Genomic DNA, 21571 nt, shown 5'->3' on the forward strand with positions numbered 1-21571 from the left:
GCGCCCCGCGCCCTACTTCACGCCCAGCAGCTGCTCGATCGGATCGATCGCGAAGTACACCAGGAACAGCGCCGAGGTGCCCCACAGCAGCCAGTGGACCTCCTTCGCCCGGCCCAGCACCGCCTTGATCACGACGTAGGCGAGGAAGCCCGCGCCGATGCCGTTGGTGATGGAGTACGTGAACGGCATCACGGCGATGGTGAGGAACGCGGGGATCGCGATCTCGTACCTGTCCCAGTCGATCTGCTTGACCTGCGTCATCATCAGGAAGCCGACGGCGACCAGGGCCGGTGCCGCCGCCTGGAGCGGGACGATGGTGAGCAGCGGGGTGAAGAAGAGGGCGAGGGCGAACAGGCCGCCGGTGACGAGGTTGGCGAGGCCGGTGCGGGCGCCCTCGCCGACACCGGCGGCCGACTCGATGTAGGAGGTCGCCGAGGAGGCGGAGGCCGCGCCGCCCGCGACGGCCGCGGCGCCGTCGATGAGCAGCACCCGGCTGAGGCCGGGCACCTTGCCGTCCTCGTCGAGCAGTCCGGCCTCGGTGCTGATGCCGACGACGGTGCCCATGGTGTCGAAGAAGTCGGACAGGACCAGCGTGAAGATGAGCAGGATCACGGTGACGACACCGACCTCGGGCGCGCTGAACGCGCCGAACAGGCTGAAGTCGCCGACGAGTCCGAAGTCGGGGCTGTCCAGCACCTCTTCGGGCCACTCGGGCGTGGTCAGGCCCCAGCTCTCGACGTCGGCGAGCGCGTTGACGGCGATCGCGACGATCGTCATGGTGACGATGCTGATGAGTATCGCGCCCTTGACCTTGCGGGCGAGCAGTCCGATGGTCAGCAGCACACCGAGGCAGAAGACGAGGACCGGCCACCCGGCGAGGGTGCCGGTGCCGCCGAGCTGAACCGGCACGGTGGTGTTCGCGGCGTCGGGGATGCGGCTGACGAAGCCGGCGTCGACGAAGCCGATGAACGCGATGAACAGGCCGATGCCGACGCTGATGGCCTGCTTGAGCGGCTGCGGGATGGCGTGCATGACGGCCTCCCGCAGCCCGGTCAGCACCAGCACACAGATCAGCAGGCCTTCGAGGACGACCAGGCCCATCGCGTCGTCCCAGCTCATCAGCGGGGCGATCTGGAAGGCGACGACGGCGTTGAGGCCGAGTCCGGCGGCGAGCGCGAGCGGCAGGTTGCCGCCGATGCCCATGACGACGGTCATGACCGCGGCCACCAGGGCGGTGGCGGTGGTGAGTTGGACGGGGTCGAGCAGTTCGCCGTTCGCGTCCTTCGCCGTGCCCAGGATGATGGGGTTGAGGACGAGGATGTAGGCCATCGTGAAGAACGTGGCGAAGCCGCCGCGTATCTCCCGGCCGATGGTGGATCCCCTCTCGGAGACCCTGAAGAACCTTTCGAACATGGCGGACACTCCTCGACGGCTTCTTGATCGGGCGCGGATGCTGGCTGGATTGTTCCCGCGCTGAACCGTCTTCAGGTTTTCTCCGTGTTACGGAATCAAGTTCGGTCGGCCATACGGCATTCGAAACCTCGTACGTCTCGCTGGTACAGTTCCCGATCCCGTCCTGGCGTACGGCTGTTCGACGCTGGGGAATCGCTGCGAGGAGAGACCGCCCGTGGGCACAGTCGTCGACGACGCCGCCTCCGTGGAGTTCCATGCCTTCTTCGAGCGTCACTACGCCGAACTCTCGCGCCTCGCCCACCTGTTGACCGGCGAGTCGGACGCCGCCGACGACCTCGCGGCGGACGCGCTGCTGGCCCTGTGGCACCGCTGGGACCGGGTGCGCGCGGCCGACCATCCGGCGGCGTACGCGCGCGGCGTGGTCGCCAACCTGGCCCGCACCCGGATCCGGACCGCGGTGCGCGAGCGGCGCCGGATCTCCCTGTTCTGGTCGCAGCGCGAGGAGAAGACCGAGAACCCGGACGTGGCGGGCGTCGTCGACGTCCAGGAAGCGCTGCGCAGGCTGCCGTTCCGCAAACGGGCCTGTGTGGTGCTGCGGCACGCCTTCGACCTGTCGGAGAAGGACACCGCGCTCGCCCTCGGGGTGTCGGTGGGTACGGTGAAGAGCCAGACCTCCAAGGGAATGGCCGAGTTGCAAAGACTGCTCGGCACACAGCAGGCTCCGCAGAGGGTGCGTGCCGCGATGGCGCGCACCGGCCAGGCCGCGGGAAGGGACCGATGACGATGCAGCGGGACGTGCACGACGAGCTGCGCGCCCGGCTGCACGAGGCGGCCGAGGCGCACCGGCCGGACCGGGCCCGCATGCTGGCCCGGATCGAGCGCGGCATGGCCGAGGAGGCCCGGCCGTCCGGTCGTCGGGCCACGCTGCCGCCGGTGTTCGGCTGGCTGCGGGTGGCGGGGGCCACGGCCGCCGTCGCCGGGGTGCTCGCCGTCGGCGGGTACGCGGTGGCGTCCGCCGTGAAGTCGGACGACGCTCCCCCGCAGGGCACGGTCGCGGTCACCGCGACGCCCACGCCGTCGCCGGAGGCGACCGGCAGGCCGCCCGCCTTCCCGGTGGACCCGTCGCCGAGCGCCCCGCCCACCCGGCGGGAGTCGCCGAGCGCGCCGTCGTCGGCACCGCCCGCCACCCCGCCGGCCGCCACGCCCGCCCGGCCGCCCGCCGGCGCGGAGGTGGAGGACGGCCCGCTGTGGTCGGACGGCTCGGTCGACCCGCACAGCAACGAGTTCTGGGCGCAGAGCAACGTCACCCTGAAGACCACCGAGCAGCTGACGGCGCTCACCGTGGAGCTGACGGTGGCGCAGACCGGCGGGGTGTCCTCCACGGGTGCCTGGCGCTCGCTGCCCGAGGACGACTTCGAGCTGACCGTCGGCGAGCGGGACGGCTTCCTCGTCTACACCTGGCGGCTGAGGGAGGGCCGTACGGTCCCGGCGGGCACCTGGGTGTTCGCGGGGCAGTACGACCACGAGCGCGGCGGCCGCGACGCCAAGGACGACGGCTACGCGGCGACGGCCCGCACGGGGTCGGAGGACCTGGCGGTGGCGGGCGACTTCGCACCGCGCGACGAGGACTAGGCCCTGTCGTTTGGATCATCCCGGCGTCGCAGGGTCTGGCACGCACATCTGCCGCGTTGTCGTCAGTCGCCGACGCGCCGCGTCGACTCCCTCCTCCGCCTTGCAGCTGCACGCACCAGACCCCGCTCGACTCGGCCAGGACGCACCGTCCCTCACAGCCGGGCTGACCCAAACGACAGAGCCTAGGAGTCCGGCGACGGCGACTCCCGACGGGCGTCGGGAAAAAGATCCGAAGACGCGGCAACCCTTTCCTCACCGGTGGCGACCAGGAGACGCAAGGATCCCCTCCCACGCAAGGAATGGGCATGACAGCACGAGCCGAACAGCGCGTCCGCCACCGCCGCCGCGTCACCAGACGACGGGCGGTGATCGCCGGCGCCGCCGCTCTCGGCATCACCGGGACGGCGATCGTCACCACGACGATGCTGTCCTCCGCGGGCGCCGCCTCCTCCTGGCCGACGGCCAAGGGCACCAAGGCCGTCAGCAGCACGATCTCCGTCTCCGGCACCTACGACGGCGGCTACAAGCGCTTCCACGGCAGCGGTGAACTGGGCGGCACCGGCCAGGACGAGGGCCAGGACCCGATCTTCAAGCTCGCCGACGGCGCGGTCCTGAAGAACGTCATCCTGGGCTCCCCCGCCGCCGACGGCATCCACTGCCAGGGCAGCTGCACGCTGCAGAACGTCTGGTGGGAGGACGTCGGCGAGGACGCCGCCACGTTCAAGGGCAAGTCCTCCTCGGCCGTCTACACCGTGCACGGCGGCGGCGCGAGGAAGGCCGACGACAAGGTCTTCCAGTTCAACGGCGCGGGCAAGCTGGTCGTGACCAAGTTCCAGGTCTCGGACTTCGGCAAGCTGGTGCGCACCTGCGGCAACTGCTCGACGCAGTACAAGAACCGCCAGGTGATCATCAACGACGTCGACGTCACCGCGCCCGGCAAGTCGATCGTCGGGATCAACTCCAACTTCGGCGAGACGGCGGCCCTGCGCAACGTGCGCATCCACGGCGACAGCGGCAAGAAGATCAAGCCGTGCACCCGTTTCCAGGGCAACAGCACGGGCGCCGAGCCCAAGGAGCTGGGCACCGGCCCCGACGGCACCAACTGCCGTTACACGGCGTCCGACCTCACCTACGAGTAGGCCGCGCCCAGGCGCCCCCGAACGCCCCCGCCGGTGACGACCGGCGGGGGCGTTCCCGTCGCGTCCGAAACTTTCGCTCCCTACCCTCCCGTCCGCACCGATTGACCCGCTGTCCCCCACCGGTGACACTCCGAAGGCAACGCCTTCCAACAGAATCCCCCACACTCACACAGGGAGTGTCATGAGCCGCCCCCGCACGCTCCTGCTCCCCTTCCTGGCCCTCCTCCTCGCCCTGCTGACCGCCCCACCGGGCACCGCCCACTCAGGAGCACCCCCAGTGAAAGCCCCCAGGTACGCCGGCTACCTCTTCGCCTACTTCACCGGCGAGGGCACCGCCGACGGCGAGCAGATCCGCTACGCCCTCAGCCGCGGCAACGACCCCCTGCACTGGCGGGAGCTGAACGCCGGAAAACCGGTCCTGACCTCCACCATCGGCGAGAAGGGCCTGCGCGACCCGTTCGTGATCCGCTCCCCCGAGGGCGACCGGTTCTACATGATCGCCACCGACCTGCGGATGTACCGGGGTTCCAGCGGCAGCTGGGACCAGGTGCAGCGGCACGGCAGCAAGTCGATCGTGGTGTGGGAGTCGACGGACCTGGTCCACTGGACCGACCAGCGCCTGGTGAAGGTCTCCCCCGACACCGCGGGCAACACCTGGGCGCCGGAGGCCTACTGGGACGACACGCTCGGCGAGTACGTCGTCTTCTGGGCGTCGAAGCTGTACGCCGAGGACGACCCGGAGCACACCGGCTCTACGTACAACAAGATGCTGTACGCCACCACGAAGGACTTCCGCGCCTTCAGCGAGCCGAAGGTATGGAACGACCCCGGCTACTCGGTGATCGACTCCACGGTGGTCGAGCACGAGGGCACCTACCACCGCTTCACCAAGGACGAACGCGACCCGAGCAGTTCCAGTCCGTGCTCGAAGTTCATCACCGCGGAGAAGTCGACGAGCCTCACCGACACCTCGTACGACTTCGTGGCGGACTGCGTCGGCAGCGGTGCGATGGACCGCGGCGAGGGCCCGACCGTGTTCAAGTCGAACACCGAGGAGAAGTGGTACCTCTTCATCGACGAGTACGGCGGCCGCGGCTACCTCCCCTTCGAGACCACCGACCTCGACTCCGGCGAGTGGACCCCGTCGACCGGCTACCAGCTCCCGGCGAGCCCCCGGCACGGCACGGTCCTGCCGGTGACCCAGGAGGAGTACGACCGGCTGCTGGCCGCCTACCCGGTGGCCCCCGCCTCGGTCGTGGACGTGACGGCGAAGGGCCAGAAGGGGTACGCCGTCGTCACCGAGGCCGCCTCGAAGGTCGTCCTGCCGATGAAGCCGAACGCCGACCTGCGGCATCTCGCCCCGGAGTTCGCCGTCGGCGCGGGCGCCACGCTCACCCCGCCGTCCGGGACGCGCCGGGACTTCCGCACCCCGCGGACGTACACGGTGACGGCGGCCGACGGCACCACCCGCACCTGGACGGTCGAGGCGGTGCCCACCCGCAGCCCCGTCCTGCCCGGCCTGTACGCCGACCCCGACATCCGTCACATGGACGGCCGTTACTGGATCTACCCGACGACGGACGGCTTCCGCGGCTGGGGCGGCACGCGGTTCAAGGCGTTCTCCTCCGAGGACCTGGTCCACTGGGAGGACCACGGCGTGATCCTCGACCTGGGCCCGGACGTGAGCTGGGCCGACAAGAACGCCTGGGCACCGGCGACAGCCGAGAAGGACGGCAGGTACTACTTCTACTTCTGCGCCGAGCAGCAGATCGGCGTCGCCGTCGCCGACAACCCGGCGGGCCCCTTCAAGGACGCGCTCGGCAAGCCGCTGATCGGGAGGACCCAGTTCACCGGGCAGATGATCGACCCGGCCGTGTTCACGGACGACGACGGCACGTCGTATCTCTACTGGGGCAACGGCCGCGGCTATGCCGTCCCGCTGAACGACGACATGGTCTCCTTCGACGGCACGCGGGTGAAGGACATCACCCCCGCGGACTTCCGTGAGGGCTCGTTCGTGGTGAAACGGCAGGGCACGTACTACTTCATGTGGTCCGAGGACGACACCCGCAGCGAGAACTACCACGTGGCCTACGCGACCGGTCCGAGCCCGCTCGGCCCGTGGACGAAGCGGGGCACGATCCTCGCCAAGCGCCCGGAGTACGGCATCCTCGGCACCGGCCACCACTCGGTGGTGAACACGCCCGGCACGGACGACTGGTACGTCGTCTACCACCGCTTCGGCCTGAACGGCCCCGGCCGTCCGGGCGGGGACGGTACCCACCGGGAGACCACGATCGACCGTCTGGCCTTCGCGGCCGACGGGACGATCGAGCCGGTGGTGCCGACCCTGGAGTCGATCCGCCCGGTACGGCGGTAGGCCTCACACCCGGACACCCGCCTCACAGGACGGCGTCGAACCAGGCGAAGACCTCGTCCTGCATGCGGTCGACGAAGACATGGCCGAGGTCCGGCCATGTCCTCAGCACCAGCCGCTCCTCGGCGCGGCGCGAGCGCCAGACGGCGCGCAGCCTGTCCTGGGCCGCCCGTACGCCGTCGGCGGGGAAGAGGGTGTCCAGGGCGCCGTGGAAGAAGAGCATCGGCCTGGGCGCGGCGATGCTCGCCACGTCGGGGATGTCGAGGTGGCGGGCGAGCCCGGGGTGGAGCATGTAGTACGACGACTGCCCGCGCAGGGTGTTGTTGCCGGGGACCATCATCTCCCTCAGGCCGGTCATCCAGCACACGCTCGCCGCGGCGGCGACGTCGTCGCTGAGCGCGGCCGTCTGCCAGGCCCGGTAGGCGCCCATGGAGAAGCCGAGGGCGCCCACCCGGCGGGCGTCCACCCGGTCGAGCCCGGCGAGGAAGGCGGCGGCGCGGGCGTCCTCCCGGGCCGTCAGGCCGGCGAGGGAGGAGCCCAGGTTGTACAGGTTGGAGGCCAGGGCCTGCTGCTGTTCGTGGGCGAGCGGTCCGCGGTCGCCCCAGCCGAGCGCGTCCAGGCAGAGCACGACGTAGCCGCGCCGGGCCAGCTCGTCGCCGACGAACCGGCCGCTGAAGTACCGGTCCGCCCAGGCCTGCGCGGAGGCCGACCGGGTGTCGTCGTACCAGGGCCGGACCAGTTTCTCCTTGCCGATGTCGAACTTCGCCCCGTGGTCGTGCAGCAGCAGCACCGCCGGGAACGGGCCGGTGCCGTGCGGGATGAGCAGGGCGCCGCGCACGCGTTCGTAGCGGGTGAGGGAGAGGGTCACCGTCTCCCGGATGTAGCCGTCGGCCCGGACCCGCTCGCCGTACTCGGGGGCGTACGGCGTGCCTTCCTGCCGTCCGACGAGCAGGTGGTCCTCGACGACCGCGCGGGCCGCCCGCCGCCAGGTCCGGAAGTCGCGGACGGGTGACGTGCCCCAGGCGAGCGGGAAGGTCAGCTCGTCCTTGAGGGCCTGGTGGAAGTCGGGCAGGTTGCCGCCCACGAGGTCGGCGGCGCCGGCGGTGCCCGGGCCCCCCGCCGTGAGCGCCGCGGCGGCGGCTCCGGTGACGAAGGCCCGGCGGGCCGGCGGCTCAGGCATGGGGCCTCCCGGCGCCCGCGTGCCGCAGCACGTGGTGCTCGACGGCCGCCGGGGAGGTGAGGGACCGGTAGGGGTAGGCGCCGGCGGGGTGCCGGCCGACGCCGTCGGACAGGCCGAGGCCGCTCGCCACCTCGTCCAGGCGGGCCGGGCGGCCGTTGAACCAGGACCCGGTGTCGTGGAAGTGCGTGCCGCCGTAGGCCGCGACGGCAAGGCCGGTGAGGAGGGTGCGTCGCCGCATGCTCAGCACTCCGCCTCCTTTCAGGGCCGCCAGTCGCCGAGGTAGGCGGCGCGGGTCGCCGAACGGGCCTGCTCGGGGGTGAGCTGGGGCCGGTTCCCGGGGACGGTGACGCGGGAGCCGGGGCCCGTGTTGCGGTACTCGGCGAACCGCTGGTTCTGCCAGGGGAAGGCGTCCGACATGTTGGTGTACGGCGCGGCCGCGTCGATGCCGGGGCCGAGCCAGGTGTCCCGGACGACGAGGGAGGGCCGGGCGGTGGGGTCGGAGCTGGGCACCCAGGGGCGGGCCAGCTTGTAGTGGCCGTCCGGGGCCTCGCTGGTGATCCGGCTCCGGGTCACCAGGTAGCCGAGCGGGTTGGCGCCCGCCGTCGAGGGGGCGAGGACGAAGCCGTACGGGGCGGCGGCCAGGTCGGTGCGGTCGAGGGTGCGGAAGTGGCAGTGCTCGAAGACGGCGGTGGCCCGGCCGAAGACGAAGTCGACGTCGCCCTCGACGTAGCAGCGGTGGAAGTACTGGCGGGCGAAGACGGTGAGCGCGTTCGTGTCGGCGTACAGGGTGTCCTGGTGGCCGAGGAAGCGGCAGTGGTGGAAGGCGGAGCGGTCGCCCATCACCTTGATCGCGACGGCCTGGGTGCCGGTGATGTCCGGGTGGTCGGCACGCAGCCAGTCGTTGGCGAAGGTGATGCGGTGGGCGGTGAAGTCGTCGGCCCGTACGGTCGTGGTGGCCGATCCGGTGGTGCCGTACGTGCCTCCGCCGGGCTTGGGGGTGCCGGCCGCGTTGTCGAAGACGACGACCACGTCGCGCGGGTCGTCACCGGCGCCGATCCACGTCATCCCGGTGCGGGTGGCGTCGACGGAGACCGTCTCGCGGTAGGTGCCGGGCGCGAGGACGAGGGTGCGGCCGCTGCCGGTGGCGGCGGTCACGGCGGCCTGCACGGTGGTGAAGTCGCCCCGGCCCTGCGGGTCGACGTAGAGGGTGGCCGGGGTGAGCCGGGCGGCCGGGGAGCCGTACCGGCCGAACGGGCGGGGCCCGCCGGCGGCCCGCGCGGGCAGCGCGGTCAGGCCGAGCGCGGCGCCCGCGCCGGCGCCCGCCGTGAGGAATCCCCTTCTGGACAGGGGGGAGCGGAGGTGGGGCGAGGGCATGCGGGTGCTCCTTCGGGATACGGCCCGTTCGGGGGCCGGGGCGGCGGCGCGCCCCGGCCCCGTCGAGCGGGAGGTCGTCAGCGGAGGCGTCCGGCGCCCGCGCGGTGGTCGACGATGCCGGGGACGGCCCGGGGGTGGTCGACCCTGGTGCGCAGGGCCGGCGTCCAGCCGGCGCCGGACTGGAGGGTCTCGGCGGGGACCTCCGCGTTGTGCACGGCGATCAGGTCGGTGAGCCTGCCGTTGACGTAGTTGTTCTCGGCGGTGAGCGGCGCCTCGTTCCACTTCTTCAGCACCTTGCCGGTGCTGACGCCCTTGGCCAGGGTGAAGGCGTTGTGGGTGGCGTGCAGCCGGGAGCCCGCGCCGATGCCGAAGACGTAGCCGAACTTCTGGTCCTTGGTCACCACGAAGTGGTTGTTGTACGAGTCGACCTGGCCGAACCGGACGCGCGGCGCCCGCTCGACGATGCCCTCGAAGCGGTTGTGGTGCAGGGTGACCCGCAGCTTGCCGGTGTCGGTGGCGCCGGCCCCGTCGCTGTTGCCGATGAGCATGGTCTTGTCGTGGTCCTTGAAGGAGTTCCACGACACGGTGACGAGGTCGCCGCCGCGCACCACGTCGACCAGCCCGTCGTGCTGCTGGTAGACCTTGCCGAAGTAGGCCGGCAGGGAGCTGTCGGGGTGGCGGCCGTCGGTGAGCGTGTTGTGGTCGATCCACACATGGGTGGAGCCGTAGACCACGACGCCGTCGTACTCGGAGTTCCAGGCGCCGGTCTTGTTGTCGTCGGTCGGGTCCCACTGCGGGAAGCAGTCGACCGGGGCCTCGATGGTGAGGTTGCGGACGATGACGTTGTCGACGCCCTTGATCTGCAGGCTGCCGCCGAGGATCGCGGCGTCGCGGCCGACGCCGACGATGGTGGTGTTGGCGGGGATGTTCGCCTTGATGGCCTTGTCCTGCTCGGCGGCGGACGCGGCCCGCAGCTCCTCCTGCTCGCCGCTGACGGGGGTGTCGTGGCCCCAGACGGCGGGGTCGTAGTCGGCGAGGTACTGCTGGAAGTCGTAGCCGTCCGCCGCGAAGGCGTCGCAGCCCTCGGACACGGCGTCGATCGTTCCCACGACCTTGATGATCTTGGGCGCGCCGCCTCCGTCGGCGAGCGCCTGCTTGAACTCGGCCCAGGTGGTCACGGTGTAGACGTGCTCGGCGTCGGCGGCCGACCCGCCGGTCGTGCCCGCCCCCTCGGAGGCCCATCCGTCCCCGGCGGGCAGCACCTCGCGGCCGAGGTCCCGGGATCCGGCGTGGGCGGTGGCGGTCCCGGTGACACCGAGGACCAGGGCGGCACAGCCGGTCAGCGCGACCGCCTTCGCTGTGGCATGCCCATGCCATTTCTGTCCGTGCACTGTGCGGCTGTTCATCGTGCGGCTCTCTCTCCTGCGATCGGATGGATTACGCGGCGGCCGGCGGCCAGGTGATCCAGGACTCCGGGATCTCGTCCTCGACCCTGCGCACGTCCCGCGGGCCCAGCACCCGCGTCCGCAGCAGCTCCCGCACCACCAGCCGCGCCACGGCGATCGCGCCCGGCGGGTTGAAGTGCGTGTTGTCCTGCTCGGTCGCCGTCCAGTTGAAGTACTTCTTCGTCTCCTCGACGCCCAGCTCCTGCCACAGCGCGAGCGACAGCGCCTGCACGTCCAGCAGCGCCACGCCCTCCTCCCCGGCCAGGGCGCGCATCGCCGCCGGATAGTCGCCGTGGCTCGGCAGGGCGTTGCCCGCCGCGTCGAACCGCCGCCGCTCCACGGCGGTGGCCAGCACGGGCCGGGCACCCCGGGCCCGCGCCCCGTCGATGTACAGCCGCAGGTGGTCCTGGTACGTCGTCCAGGGCTCGGTGTACCTGGCGGGGTCGCCGCTCTTCTCGTCGTTGTGCGCGAACTGGACGATCAGGAAGTCGCCGGGCCGGATCTCCCCGAGGATCACGTCCAGCCGGCCCTCGTCGACGAAACTCTTCGAACTCCGCCCGTTCACCGCGTGATTGGCGACGGGCCGGTCCTTGTGCAGAAAGAAGGGAAGTGCCATCCCCCACCCGGTCTCCGGCGCCGCGTCCGCGTACTTCTGCGCGGCGGTGGAGTCCCCGGCGATGTAGATCGTGCGCTGACGCCGCCCGGCTGAGGCCTGAGCGGTACCGTTCGCCGCAAGGGCGAGGGGAACGGCGGCCAGCGCCGCCGATGCAACCTGTCTACGAGAAATCGACACGTCGGTGCCTTCCAGAACAGGGAGTTGGCAAATAGGGGCGCGGAGAACTGCGCGAACAACCACGGACGGCCCGCGGCCTGCGAACCACAGGCCGTCCCACGGCGAATCCCAGAACTATCCGTTCCGCTGCTTCCACTCGGCCTGCGCCTCGTTCAGCTGCTCGGCCAGCGTGTCCAGGAAGTCCTTCGCGGACATGTCCCCCAGCAGCACCTTCTGGAAGTTCGGCTCGTTGTCGGCCTTGGAGATCGTGTTCCAGTCCGGCAGGTAGTACGGCAGCTGGACGATGGTCGTGGACCCGTCACTCAGCGCGTCGGCGGCCAGCTTCGTCGGCTCCGCCTCGGAGATCCACGGGTCCTTCGCCGCGTCCAGGTTCGCCGGCACCTGCCCCGCCGACTCGTTGAACTTGGAGTTCTCCTCGTGGGAGAGCGCGAACTCGATGAACTTCCAGGCGGCTTCCTTGTTCTTGGAGCTCTTGAACAGACCCAGCCCGTCCACCGGGTTGGACACCTGCACCCGCTTGCCGCCGGGCCCGGTCGGCTGCGGGATGCCGCGGAACTTGTCGGCCCCGAGCGCCTTCACGTGGTCCTGGTACGAACCCAGGTTGTGGTTGAGCATTCCGATGGTGCCGGAATCCCACTGCGCGACCATCTTCGTGAAGTCGTTGTTGAGGTCGGCGGACGGCGTGACCTTCTTGTACAGGCCCGCGTACTTCTCCAGCGCCTCGACGTTCTTCGGGTCGTTGACGGTGGTCTTGTCGCCCTTCCAGAACGAGGTGATCCCGCTCTGCCCGTACATCGCGTCCAGGGCCTGCGCGATGGATCCGGCGCCGCCGCGGATGGTGTAGCCGAACTCGTTCTTCTTCGCGGCGGTCAGCTCGTCCGCCGCCTCGAAGAAGGCGTCCCAGGTGGTCGGGTCCTCCAGGCCCGCCTTCTTGAACAGGTCGGTGCGGTAGTACAGCACACCGTTGTTCGCGGAGGTCGGGATCGAGTACAGCGTGCCGTCGCCGCCGCCCGCGGCCTTCATGGACTCGACCATGTCCTCGTTGAGCTTGCCGTTCAGCTCGGACTTGGCGAGCCGGTCGTCCAGCGGCTCCAGGGCGTCCTGCGCGGAGAAGCCGGCGAGCATCGCCGCGCCGACACCGCCGACGTCCGGCAGGCCGCCGCCCTGGATGGCGGTGTCGACCTTGGACTGGTACTCGGTGGAGGAGATGCCGACGTACTCGACGTCGATGTCCGGGTTGGCCTTCTCGAAGTCGGCGATGACCTCCTTCCAGATGTCGGTGCGGACACCGCCGTTGTTGTCCCAGAAGACGATCTTGCCCTTGCCGCTGCCCTCGGAGCCCTGGCCGCCGCCCCCACCGCTGCCGTCGTCGCCGCAGGCGGTGGCGGTGAGCGCGAGAACGGAGCCCAGGGTGACGGCGATGGCGGCGCGCCGGCTTCTGCGGATGCTGATCTTCATTGGTCGGCTCTCTTCTTCGGATTGAGCGGAGATATGAAGTTGTGGGGGTCAGTGACGGGCGTACGGCGCCCAGCCGTCCGCGCCCTCGAGGTAGTCGGCGACGGTGTGCGTCCTCGCCTCCGCGTCGCTCATCTGCGGCCGGTCCGCGGTGACCGCGGCCCCCGGCCCGTGATTGCGGTACTCGGCGAACCGGGCGTCCTTCCACGAGAAGCCGCTCATGTCGGTCCACGGGGAGGCCTTGACCGCGGCGGGCAGCTCGGTGTCGCGGATCAGCACCTGGGCGACCGCGTCCGGCTCGCCGCCCGGGTGCCAGGGCCGGCCCAGGTGGTAGCTGCCGGCCGGCGCGTCGCTCACGATCCTCGACCCGGTGATCAGGAACCCGTACGGGTTGCCCTTCCAGGTCGAGGCGGCCGTGACGTACCCGTTGTTGGTCTCGGACCCACGGCTCAGCGCGCGGATCACCGACCGTTCGATCACCGTGGTCGCCCGCCCGTAGACGAAGTCGACGTCGCCCTCGATGTAGGAGTCGCGGATGTAGACCCGGCTGACGGTGGTCAGCTTGGGGCTGTCGGTCATCAGGGTGTCCTGGTTGCCCAGGAAGGCGGTGTCCTCGAAGACGATCCGGTCGCCGGTCGTCTTCACCGCCAGCGCCTGCTCGCCGTTCAGCTCGTGCGCGGCCTCGTCGAAGTCGTTGCTGAAGGTGAGGTTGCGCGCCGTGACGTCACTGGCCGCGATCCGTACGGTCGCGCTCCCGGTGGAGCCGCCGTACGCGGCGGGCGTGTCGTAGACGATGACGGTGTCGGAGCGGTCCTGTCCAGTCCCCTGCAGCACGATGTTCGGCTTGGTCGCGGGAATGTGGACCTTGGCACGGTAGGTGCCGGGCGCGACGGCGATCGTCACCGGGACGTCGTTGCCGTCCGGCACGGCGTCCACGGCGGCCTGCACGGTCGGATGGTCCGCGGGGACGTGCAGCACGGTGCCGATCTGCTTCTGCGGCCCGGAGAAACGCTTCACGAGGGCCGGCACGGCGGCCGCCGGATCCAGCCGGTAGGCGTAGAAGTCCCGCGGGTCGAAGGCCGTGCCCCATGTGTCGTGGCGCCCGGTGGTGTTCTTCAGGACGGACCCGCGCTGCACCAGTTCGGCCGTCGCGTCGGCCTGGTACGGGTGCTGGACGTCCTCGTAGTACGAGTTCTCGATGACCATTTTCGTCTTGCCGCGTGACCAGTTCCCGTACGTCCACACGGGATCGCCGGGGTCCGTCTGCGCCGTCAGGTAGTTGTTGTACAGGTGCGCGTAGGCGGCGTTGTCGACCGACGGGTTGCGCTGCTTGGTGTTCCGGAACCAGTTGTGGTCGATGGTGATCTGCGTCTTGACGTTGGTGGTCCAGCCCAGGCCGAACGTCTTGTTGTTGTTCTCGAACCGGTTGTAGGAGACGGTCACGTACTCGCTGTCCTTGCGGACGTCGAGCTGCCCGTCGCAGATGTTCGAGAAGCGGTTGTGGTCGACCCAGACGTGGTGGACGGTGTCCATCTGGATGCCGTCGAAGTCGGTGTCCTTGCAGTCCCAGTCGCCCTCGACGGCCGAGTCGCGGATCGTCAGATTGCGGATGATCACGTTGTGGGTGCCGGGGCCGAGATGGAACTCGCCCTGCACCAGCTCGCCGGTCGCCCCGACGCCGACGATGGTCTTGTCGGAGGCGACCTCGATGCTCGCGCCGAACGGCTGCGCGGTGATGCTGCCCTCGACCCGGATGACGTACGGCTCGGGTGCGGCGGCGTACTTCGCCAGCGCGGCCTGGTCGGTGACGGTGACGACCTTGCCCCCGGCGCCTCCGGAGGTGCCGCCGGCGAGGGAGGCGAACCCGTGCGGGCGGTCGGTCCAGCGGGACGGGGACGCGGTCCCCGCCTCAGTCGTGGGCGGGGCGGCGTGGGCCTCCCCGAGGGATCCGAGGCCCAGCGCGGTGACGAGGCCGACGACGGCGGCCACCACCTTGCCGTGCCCAGGTCTCGACAAGCGCTTGCCATGGGGGTACGTCATTGCGGCTCCCAACAGGCTTACGGATGAGGTGAGTCAGAGCGCTGAGATGCGGAACTGCGTGAACGTGGCCGCTCCGGCGTGCCCCTGCCGGTCACCGGGCGCCGCCGCGAACAGGCCGAGCAGGGCGCCGACCCAGCGCCACGGGGTGGCGGCGAAGACCTGGCCGGAGGGGCGGAAGCCGTCCCCGGTGTCGGCGAGGAAGCGGCAGCGCGCGCCCGCCCCGATCTCGATCCGCAGGGTGGCCCGCCCTTCGGGGGCGGGCCGGGCGTGCTCGGCGTCCCGTTCGTGTTCCGCGACCGCCTCGGCGAACCGGTGCACCAGGTGGACCGTCCCGTCGGTCCCCCGTTGCAGCCCGATCCAGCCGAAGGCGTCCCCGAGCACCGCGAGGCCCGCCCGCGCGCCCGTTTCCTCGCTGTCGAGGCGCAGCCCCACCTCGACGGCCGAGGGGATGCCGGGCAGCCGCTGGGTGAGGACGCTCGGCAGCTTGCGCAGGTCGTGCGCGTCGGCCGAGCGGACGCAGGTGAGCCGGAGCCCGTCGCCGGAGTGCTGGGTGGCCCAGCCGTCGCCCGGGTTGGCCGTCCACTGCCACTGCCGGCCGTGGCGTCCGCCGGGGAAGTCGTCGTCGGTGGCGGGCGCGGCGGGCGGCTGCGGCGGCAGGTCGGGCTTGCGGTGTACGGCCACCGGGGCGCCCTCGTCGCCGAGCACCGGCCAGCCGTCGGTGCCCCAGCGCATCGGCTGGAGGTGGACGACCCGGCCGTAGGCGCCGCGCTGCTGGAAGTGCAGGAACCAGTCCTCGCCGGACCGGGTGCGCACCCAGCCGCCCTGGTGGGGGCCGTTGACGTCGGTGTCCTTCTGTTCCAGGACGACCTTCTCCTCGTACGGCCCGAAGAACTCACGTGACCGGAAGGCGCCCTGCCAGCCGGTCTCCACTCCCCCGGCGGGGGCGAGGATCCAGAACCAGCCGTCGTGCTGGTAGAGCTTGGGGCCCTCCAGGGTGAACCAGCCGGGGATGCGGTCGGCGTCCACGATCAGCTTGCCCTCGTCGAGCAGGGAGGTGCCGTCGGGGTGCATGCGGTGGCCGGTGAGGCGGTTCTTGACGCCGGAGCGGGACTTGGCCCAGGCGTGCACCAGGTAGGCCTCGCCGGTCTCGTCGTCCCACAGGGGGCAGGCGTCGATCAGGCCCTTGCCCTCCTTCAGCAGGTGCGGCTTGGTCCAGGGGCCGCGGATCTCGGGGGCGTTGATCTGGAAGATGCCCTGGTCGGGGTCGCCCCAGAAGATCCAGAAGCGGTCGTCGTGGTGGCGCAGGGAGGGTGCCCAGACGCCGCAGTCGTGGCGGGGTTCGTCGAACACGGCCGCCGGTTCCAGGCGGTCCAGGGCGTGACCGACGAGCGTCCAGTTGACCAGGTCGCGGGAGTGCAGCAGCGGCAGTCCGGGGACGCGGCCGAAGCTGGAGGCGGTCAGGTAGTAGTCGTCGCCGACGCGGACGACGTCCGGGTCGGACCAGTCGGCGTTCAGGACCGGGTTGGTGTACGTCTCGGCCGTCTCGTGCGTCTCGTGTGTCACGCGGCGACCGCCTTCCGGATCAGGGCCGCGGCCTCGTCCCGGTCGAGGCGGCCGTCGGCGACGACGGTGACGATCCGCCGTACGACGGTCTCGCCGGGCGGCACCGGCAGTCGTTCACCGTGAGCCAGGGAGGAGCCGGCGCCCGGGTACTCGGCGGTGCGCACGAACCACGGGTCGCGGCGGGTGGCGTCGGTGGCGCCGGCGAAGACCAGCGTCCAGGAGGTGCCCGCGAGCGCCAGCCAGTCGGCGCGCTGTCCGTGCGCCGCCGCCTCGCCCTCGGTGCCGGCGGTGAAGACGTCCGGTGCGGTCGCCTCCTTGCGGGCCCGCCAGAAGAAGCCGCCGTAGGCCGCGCCGGGGCGTCCGTTGGTGGCGGGGCTGCCGATGGTGAGCGGTTCGGCGCCCGGGTTGGTGAGGGCGAAGGTGAAGTCCAGCGCCCAGGCGGTGCCGGTGAGTCCGGTGGCGGCGACGGTGCGGCGCTCGCGCAGCACCTCGGTGCCCCCGGCCACCCAGCGCAGTTCCTCGACGAAGCCGTCGGGGTCGCGCAGCTGGAAGCCCACGTGCCGCTGGGCGCCGTGGTTGTCCAGCTCGGTGGGGCCCTGGTCGCGGACGAAGGTGCGCCCGCCCCAGAAGTTGTGCCCCTCGACGTCGGGAACGGCGACACCGACGCCGAGGTGGTGCGGGTGGTCGGCAGGGCTCAGCTCGGTGACCGAGACGCCGGACAGGGTGGTGACGGGGTGCAGGTAGGGGCGCGGGGAGAGCCGGTCGGGCAGTGCGGGCCGGGTGACGTACCGGCCGACCGGTCTGCCCGCGACGCGCAGGACCGCGCTGTCTTCACTGGTCATCGGGTGCTCACCTCTCTCGGGGCGGCCCAGGGGGCCGCCAGCTCGGAGTACAGGGCGAGGGTGTCGGCGGCGGCCGCGACCAGGCCGTCGACGCCGGGCACGACCCGGCGCTCCTCCCCCGGCGGCCGGTGCCAGGCGGACTCCGGCAGCGGGGCGGGGTCGGGCGCCAGCCGGATCGCCTCCACGACCTTCATGAAGGCGCCGGTCTCCGCGGGCGGGACGAGCAGCGGGGCACCGTTCGCCAGGTGGTCGGCGAGGTTCTCCAGGAGGTCGGTGCGGCCGTACTCGATCTCCTCGGGGCCGTGGTCGGCGCGCTGGAGCAGCACGCGGTCCTGCTTGTACCAGAAGGTGATCCGGCCCCGGCTGCCGTGCACCAGGACGTACGGCTCGTCCGGGTGTTCGGCGCACAGGGTGGCGGCGACGGTGACCGGGCGGCCCTGGGCCGTGGTGACCCGGACGCAGGAGGTGTCGTCGGACTCGATGGCGTTGGCCCGCCACAGCTCGGTCTCGATCCCGGTGACGTCCTCGGCGCGGGTGCTGCCGCCGAGGGCGAGGGCGGTGGCGACGGCGTGCGCGAGCGGGTTGGTGAGCGCCCCGTCGATCACGTCGGCGCCGTTCAGCCGCCGCTTGCCCGCCCACGGGGCGCGGCGGAAGTACGCCTCGTCCCGGGCCCAGGCGCCGGCCCCGCCGATGCCGGTGACCGTGCCGATCGCGCCGTCGGCGATCAGCTCGCGGATCGCGGGCACGGCGTGCGAGCCCATCGACTGGAACCCGATCTGGCAGGCCACGCCCGCCTCGGCGATCCCGTCGGCCATCCGCCGGAACTCGGCGTAGGACGGTGCGGGCGGCTTCTCCAGCAGCAGGTGCACACCCCGGCTCGCGGCGGCCAGCGCCAGGTCGGTGTGGGTGGGGATCGGCGTGCAGATCACCGCGGCGCGGGCGCCGGTGCTGTCGAGCAGTCCGCCGAAGTCGGCGGACTGGGCGGGAAGTTCGCCGCCGAACTCGTCCTCGGTCAGCGGGGTCAGCTCGCAGATGCCCACCAGCCGTACGACGCCCAGCTCCTGGAGGCGGCGGATGTTCGCCACGTGCCAGCGGCCGTGGCCGCGGGCGCCGGCGAGGACCAGCGGCAGGGGTTCGGTCATGGGACCCTCCCCGCTCCCGCGCCGTGCGCGACCGCCCGGTCGGCCTTCGCGGCGCTGTCGATCGTGCCGTGCAGGGCGGGCGTCCAGCCGACGTCGGCGGTCAGGTCGCGCTCGCTGCCCGAGTTGTAGGCGTTGTAGATGGTGAGCAGGTCGACCGGGTAGCCGTTGAAAAGGCTGCCGCTGTCGTGCAGGGCGGTGCCGTTCCAGCTCTTGACCAGGTCGGCGGCCTCGATGTGGCTCGGCGTGTGGAAGGCGTTGTGCTCGGCGTACACCGCCGACTCGGTGCTGACGCCGATGGAGTAGCGGTAGTCGTGGGCGTCCTCCGGGACGACGTACCGGTTGTTGTAGACGTGCACCTGACCGAAGCGGACGCGCGGGGCGCGCTGGACGACCGACTCGAACTCGTTGTGGTGCAGGGTGACCCGCAGCTTGCCGCGGTCGCCGGTGGCGCTGTCGCCGTTGCCGATGAGCATCGCCTTGTCGTGGTCGGCGAACCGGCTCCAGGAGACGGTGACCAGGTCGGAGCCGTTCGTGATGTCCAGCAGGCCGTCGTGGCGCAGGTAGTTGCGGGCGAAGTAGGACGGCTCGTCCTCGTCGAGGTGGCCCTTGTCGCTCAGGGTGACGTGGTCGACCCAGACATGGCTCGCGCCGCGCAGCCAGATGGTGTCGTAGGCCGCCTTCCAGTCGCCGAGGCCGCCGGAGTTGGGCTGCCAGACGGGGAAGCAGTCGTAGGCATCGCGGACCTCCAGGTTGCGGACGATGACGTTGTCCGCGTCGCTGATCTGGAGGCTCGCGCCCTTGAGGACCGCGTCGTCGCCGAGGCCGACGATCGTGGTGTTGGAGCCGACGCGCAGCTCGACCCGCTCGGCCTGCTTCGCCGCGGACGCCTTGCGGGCCTCCTCCTGCGGGCCGCTCGGCTTGGCGGAGCCCCAGGTGCGGGGGTCGTAGGCGGCGAGGTACTTCTTCAGGCCGTAGCCGTCGGTGGCGTAGTCCTCGCAGTCGAGGCGGCGGCCCCGGTCGTCGGTGTTGGCGTCGATGGTCCCGGCGATCCGGATGATCTTCGGGGTGGCGCTGCCTCCGTCGAGGGCGCGGACCAGTCCGGCCCGGTCCGTGACGGTGAAGACGTGCGCGTCGTCGGCCGCCGCGCCGCCGGTGGTGCCGCCGTCGGCGGCGGCCCAGCCGTCGCCCGGGGCGAGGGTGTCGCGGCTGACGTCGCGGGCGTCGTCGGCGTGCGCGGGCACGCACAGCACACCCAGCAGGGCGGCCGCCAGGGTGGCGTGACGCAGTCTCATCCCTTCACCGCCCCCGCGCTGAAGCCGGTGATCAGCCACTTCTGGATGAAGGCGAAGACGACGACCACCGGGACGGCGGCGATGATGCCGCCCGCCGCGAGGGCGCCGAGGTCGACGCTGTCCGCGCTCATCAGGGTGTTCAGGCCGACCGGGATGGTCTGCTTGGCCTGGTTGTTGAGGAACATCAGGGCGAACAGGAAGTGGTTCCAGGAGTGCACGAAGGCGAAGGAACCGACCGCGATCAGCCCGGGGCGCAGCAGCGGCAGCACGATCACCCGGAAGGCGGTGAGCCGGTTGCAGCCGTCGACCCAGGCCGCCTCCTCCAGGGAGTACGGCACGTTCTTGATGAAGTTGCTGATCAGGATCATCGACAGCGGCAGCTGGAAGACCGTCTCGGCGATGATGACGCTGCCGAGCGAGTTGATCATCTGGAGCTCGGCGAAGATCTCGAACAGCGGGACCAGCAGCAGCGCGCCGGGCACGAACTGCGAGCACAGCAGGGCCAGCATGAAGCCCCGCTTGATCTTGAAGTCGAAACGGGCGAGGGCGTAGCCGCCGGCCAGGGCGACGACGGTGGTCAGCACCAGGGTGGCGAGACCGACGAGCACGCTGTTGCCGAAGTAGGTGCCGAACTGCCGCTCCGTCCACACCTTCTCGAAGTGGTCGAAGGTGATCGGCCAGGGCACCAGCGAGGTGGAGCCGGCCGGGCGCAGGGCGAAGAGCAGGATCCAGTAGAACGGGATCAGGGTGAAGACCAGGTAGATCGACAGCGGCAGGTAGATCTGCCAGCGGGGGACCTCGTCCCAGCCGCGGTGCTTCGTCTGCACCGGGCGCTCGGGCTCGGTCGGGGCCGGGCGCGGCGCGGGGACGACCGGGGCCTCCTTGATGGTGCTCACTTGGACTCGCCTCCGAACTTGCTCAGCCGCAGATAGACGATCGAGCAGAAGAGCAGGATCACGAACGCGACCGTGGTCAGGGCCGACGCGTAACCGAAGTCGTGGGCGTCGACGCTGGTGTTGGCGATGTACAGCGGCAGGGTCGTGGTCTCGCCGGCCGGTCCGCCGCCGGTCAGGGTGTAGAGCAGGTCGACGTTGTTGAACTCCCACACCGCGCGCAGCAGCGTGGACAGGACGATGGCGTCCTTCAGGTGGGGCAGGGTGATGTGCCAGAACTGCTTGATCCGGCTGGCGCCGTCGACCTCGGCGGCCTCGTACAGGTCCTTCGAGACGGACTGGAGGTCGGCGAGGATGAGGATGGCGAAGAAGGGCACGCCGCGCCACAGGTCGGCGACGACCACCGCCGGGAACACGGTGGAGGTGTCCGACAGCCAGCTGGTGCCGTAGGAGCCGATGCCCATGTCGGCGAGGTAGCGGGTGACGCCGGTCTGGGAGTTGTAGAGCAGCACCCAGATCGCCGAGGTCAGCACGCCTGAGACGGCCCACGGCGAGAAGACCAGGGCGCGTCCCAGTGCCCGGCCGACGAAGGTCTGGTTGACGATCAGGGCCAGCGCGAGACCGAACAGCAGCTGGAGTCCGACCTCGACGACGACCCACTTGGCGCTGAAGGTGAGGGTGTCCCAGAAGACCGGGTCCTCGGTGAAGGCGTGGACGAAGTTGTCGAAGCCCGCGAAACCGTTCCGCCACGGCTTGGTGGGGTTGTAGTCCTGCAGGCTGTAGTAGAAGACGCTGATCACCGGGTAGGCGATGAAGCCCAGCATCAGCAGGGCCGCCGGCGCGATCAGCAGGTACGGGAGCCTGCGCGGGGTGGCGGAGGCACGGCGCCGCCGGGGTGGCGCGGGCGGTTTCGCCACGGCTGCGGCTTGGGCCATGACTGTTCTCCGTTCTCGGTGAAGCGCTTTCCGAAGGATGTTCGACATTTCGGCCA

General features: G+C 71.0%; 18 protein-coding genes. 4 read left to right on the forward strand and 14 right to left on the reverse strand.

Annotated features, from left to right (window positions below; genetic code table 11):
* Window positions 1–12: 12 nt before the first annotated feature.
* Entirely contained in the window at window positions 13–1413 is a 1401-nt protein-coding gene (locus tag AMK31_RS21955; protein WP_073942285.1) for an NCS2 family permease, read from the reverse strand.
* A 214-nt stretch (window positions 1414–1627) separates the two neighbouring features.
* Between AMK31_RS21955 and AMK31_RS21960 the strand changes: the two genes are divergently transcribed.
* The 4 genes from AMK31_RS21960 (at window position 1628) to AMK31_RS21980 (ending at window position 6564) form a co-directional block, all read left to right on the forward strand.
* On the forward strand, window positions 1628–2194 hold the full coding sequence (locus AMK31_RS21960) for a SigE family RNA polymerase sigma factor (protein ID WP_073942286.1): 567 nt from the start codon (window positions 1628–1630) through the stop codon (window positions 2192–2194).
* The gene (locus tag AMK31_RS21965; protein ID WP_073942287.1) at window positions 2191–3045 is read left to right on the forward strand and encodes a hypothetical protein; all 855 of its coding nucleotides are present in this window, start codon (window positions 2191–2193) and stop codon (window positions 3043–3045) included. The genes AMK31_RS21960 and AMK31_RS21965 overlap by 4 nt, the downstream gene beginning before the upstream one ends.
* 305 nt (window positions 3046–3350) lie before the next feature.
* A complete protein-coding gene (locus tag AMK31_RS21975) occupies window positions 3351–4184 on the forward strand; it encodes a pectate lyase (protein WP_073942288.1) in 834 nt (277 codons plus the stop codon).
* A 181-nt stretch (window positions 4185–4365) separates the two neighbouring features.
* Complete coding sequence (locus AMK31_RS21980; protein WP_073942289.1) at window positions 4366–6564, forward strand: family 43 glycosylhydrolase; 2199 nt, start codon at window positions 4366–4368, stop codon at window positions 6562–6564.
* Window positions 6565–6586: 22 nt separating this feature from the next.
* Here AMK31_RS21980 and AMK31_RS21985 read toward each other — a convergent pair whose 3' ends face one another.
* From AMK31_RS21985 to AMK31_RS22045, 13 genes are all read right to left on the reverse strand, one after another.
* The gene (locus tag AMK31_RS21985) at window positions 6587–7741 is read right to left on the reverse strand and encodes a dienelactone hydrolase family protein (RefSeq protein WP_073942290.1); all 1155 of its coding nucleotides are present in this window, start codon (window positions 7739–7741) and stop codon (window positions 6587–6589) included.
* Entirely contained in the window at window positions 7734–7979 is a 246-nt protein-coding gene (locus AMK31_RS21990; RefSeq protein ID WP_241842691.1) for a hypothetical protein, read from the reverse strand. Before AMK31_RS21990 ends, AMK31_RS21985 begins: the two co-directional genes overlap by 8 nt.
* Window positions 7980–7999: 20 nt before the next feature.
* Window positions 8000–9115 (reverse strand): pectinesterase family protein, encoded by a 1116-nt coding sequence (locus tag AMK31_RS21995; RefSeq protein ID WP_073942291.1) that lies wholly within the window; start codon window positions 9113–9115, stop codon window positions 8000–8002.
* Between the two features lie 77 nt (window positions 9116–9192).
* A complete protein-coding gene (locus AMK31_RS22000; protein ID WP_073942292.1) occupies window positions 9193–10521 on the reverse strand; it encodes a pectate lyase family protein in 1329 nt (442 codons plus the stop codon).
* A gap of 31 nt (window positions 10522–10552) precedes the next feature.
* Window positions 10553–11353, reverse strand: coding sequence for a rhamnogalacturonan acetylesterase (locus tag AMK31_RS22005; RefSeq protein WP_073942293.1), 801 nt, complete (start codon window positions 11351–11353; stop codon window positions 10553–10555).
* A gap of 114 nt (window positions 11354–11467) precedes the next feature.
* On the reverse strand, window positions 11468–12811 hold the full coding sequence (locus tag AMK31_RS22010; protein ID WP_073942294.1) for an ABC transporter substrate-binding protein: 1344 nt from the start codon (window positions 12809–12811) through the stop codon (window positions 11468–11470).
* A 48-nt stretch (window positions 12812–12859) separates the two neighbouring features.
* A complete protein-coding gene (locus AMK31_RS22015; protein WP_073942295.1) occupies window positions 12860–14848 on the reverse strand; it encodes a pectinesterase family protein in 1989 nt (662 codons plus the stop codon).
* A gap of 33 nt (window positions 14849–14881) precedes the next feature.
* Window positions 14882–16411, reverse strand: a complete 1530-nt coding sequence (locus AMK31_RS22020; RefSeq protein WP_073942296.1) for a glycoside hydrolase family 43 protein — start codon at window positions 16409–16411, stop codon at window positions 14882–14884.
* Entirely contained in the window at window positions 16408–17253 is an 846-nt protein-coding gene (locus AMK31_RS22025) for a PmoA family protein (protein ID WP_073942297.1), read from the reverse strand. The genes AMK31_RS22020 and AMK31_RS22025 overlap by 4 nt, the downstream gene beginning before the upstream one ends.
* A complete protein-coding gene (locus AMK31_RS22030; RefSeq protein ID WP_073942298.1) occupies window positions 17250–18395 on the reverse strand; it encodes a Gfo/Idh/MocA family protein in 1146 nt (381 codons plus the stop codon). Before AMK31_RS22030 ends, AMK31_RS22025 begins: the two co-directional genes overlap by 4 nt.
* Window positions 18392–19687: a pectate lyase family protein gene (locus tag AMK31_RS22035; RefSeq protein ID WP_073942299.1), complete on the reverse strand. Its 1296-nt coding sequence runs from the start codon at window positions 19685–19687 to the stop codon at window positions 18392–18394. The genes AMK31_RS22030 and AMK31_RS22035 overlap by 4 nt, the downstream gene beginning before the upstream one ends.
* The gene (locus tag AMK31_RS22040) at window positions 19684–20583 is read right to left on the reverse strand and encodes a carbohydrate ABC transporter permease (RefSeq protein ID WP_073942300.1); all 900 of its coding nucleotides are present in this window, start codon (window positions 20581–20583) and stop codon (window positions 19684–19686) included. The genes AMK31_RS22035 and AMK31_RS22040 overlap by 4 nt, the downstream gene beginning before the upstream one ends.
* Window positions 20580–21515, reverse strand: a complete 936-nt coding sequence (locus tag AMK31_RS22045) for a carbohydrate ABC transporter permease (RefSeq protein WP_073942301.1) — start codon at window positions 21513–21515, stop codon at window positions 20580–20582. The genes AMK31_RS22040 and AMK31_RS22045 overlap by 4 nt, the downstream gene beginning before the upstream one ends.
* Window positions 21516–21571: the final 56 nt, after the last annotated feature.

Origin of the sequence: Streptomyces sp. TSRI0107 (assembly GCF_001905845.1) — a bacterium.
Taxonomy (GTDB): Bacteria; Actinomycetota; Actinomycetes; order Streptomycetales; family Streptomycetaceae; genus Streptomyces.

What these genes read in the sequence shown, in the direction of transcription:
- AMK31_RS21955 (WP_073942285.1), bottom strand. Translation starts at nt 1,413, where the DNA reads ATGTTCGAAAGGTTCTTCAGGGTCTCCGAGAGGGGATCCACCATCGGC.
- AMK31_RS21965 (WP_073942287.1), top strand. Translation starts at nt 2,191, where the DNA reads ATGACGATGCAGCGGGACGTGCACGACGAGCTGCGCGCCCGGCTGCAC.
- AMK31_RS21975 (WP_073942288.1), top strand. Translation starts at nt 3,351, where the DNA reads ATGACAGCACGAGCCGAACAGCGCGTCCGCCACCGCCGCCGCGTCACC.
- AMK31_RS21980 (WP_073942289.1), top strand. Translation starts at nt 4,366, where the DNA reads ATGAGCCGCCCCCGCACGCTCCTGCTCCCCTTCCTGGCCCTCCTCCTC.
- AMK31_RS21985 (WP_073942290.1), bottom strand. Translation starts at nt 7,741, where the DNA reads ATGCCTGAGCCGCCGGCCCGCCGGGCCTTCGTCACCGGAGCCGCCGCC.
- AMK31_RS21990 (WP_241842691.1), bottom strand. Translation starts at nt 7,979, where the DNA reads ATGCGGCGACGCACCCTCCTCACCGGCCTTGCCGTCGCGGCCTACGGC.
- AMK31_RS21995 (WP_073942291.1), bottom strand. Translation starts at nt 9,115, where the DNA reads ATGCCCTCGCCCCACCTCCGCTCCCCCCTGTCCAGAAGGGGATTCCTC.
- AMK31_RS22000 (WP_073942292.1), bottom strand. Translation starts at nt 10,521, where the DNA reads ATGAACAGCCGCACAGTGCACGGACAGAAATGGCATGGGCATGCCACA.
- AMK31_RS22010 (WP_073942294.1), bottom strand. Translation starts at nt 12,811, where the DNA reads ATGAAGATCAGCATCCGCAGAAGCCGGCGCGCCGCCATCGCCGTCACC.
- AMK31_RS22015 (WP_073942295.1), bottom strand. Translation starts at nt 14,848, where the DNA reads ATGACGTACCCCCATGGCAAGCGCTTGTCGAGACCTGGGCACGGCAAG.
- AMK31_RS22025 (WP_073942297.1), bottom strand. Translation starts at nt 17,253, where the DNA reads ATGACCAGTGAAGACAGCGCGGTCCTGCGCGTCGCGGGCAGACCGGTC.
- AMK31_RS22030 (WP_073942298.1), bottom strand. Translation starts at nt 18,395, where the DNA reads ATGACCGAACCCCTGCCGCTGGTCCTCGCCGGCGCCCGCGGCCACGGC.
- AMK31_RS22035 (WP_073942299.1), bottom strand. Translation starts at nt 19,687, where the DNA reads ATGAGACTGCGTCACGCCACCCTGGCGGCCGCCCTGCTGGGTGTGCTG.
- AMK31_RS22045 (WP_073942301.1), bottom strand. Translation starts at nt 21,515, where the DNA reads ATGGCCCAAGCCGCAGCCGTGGCGAAACCGCCCGCGCCACCCCGGCGG.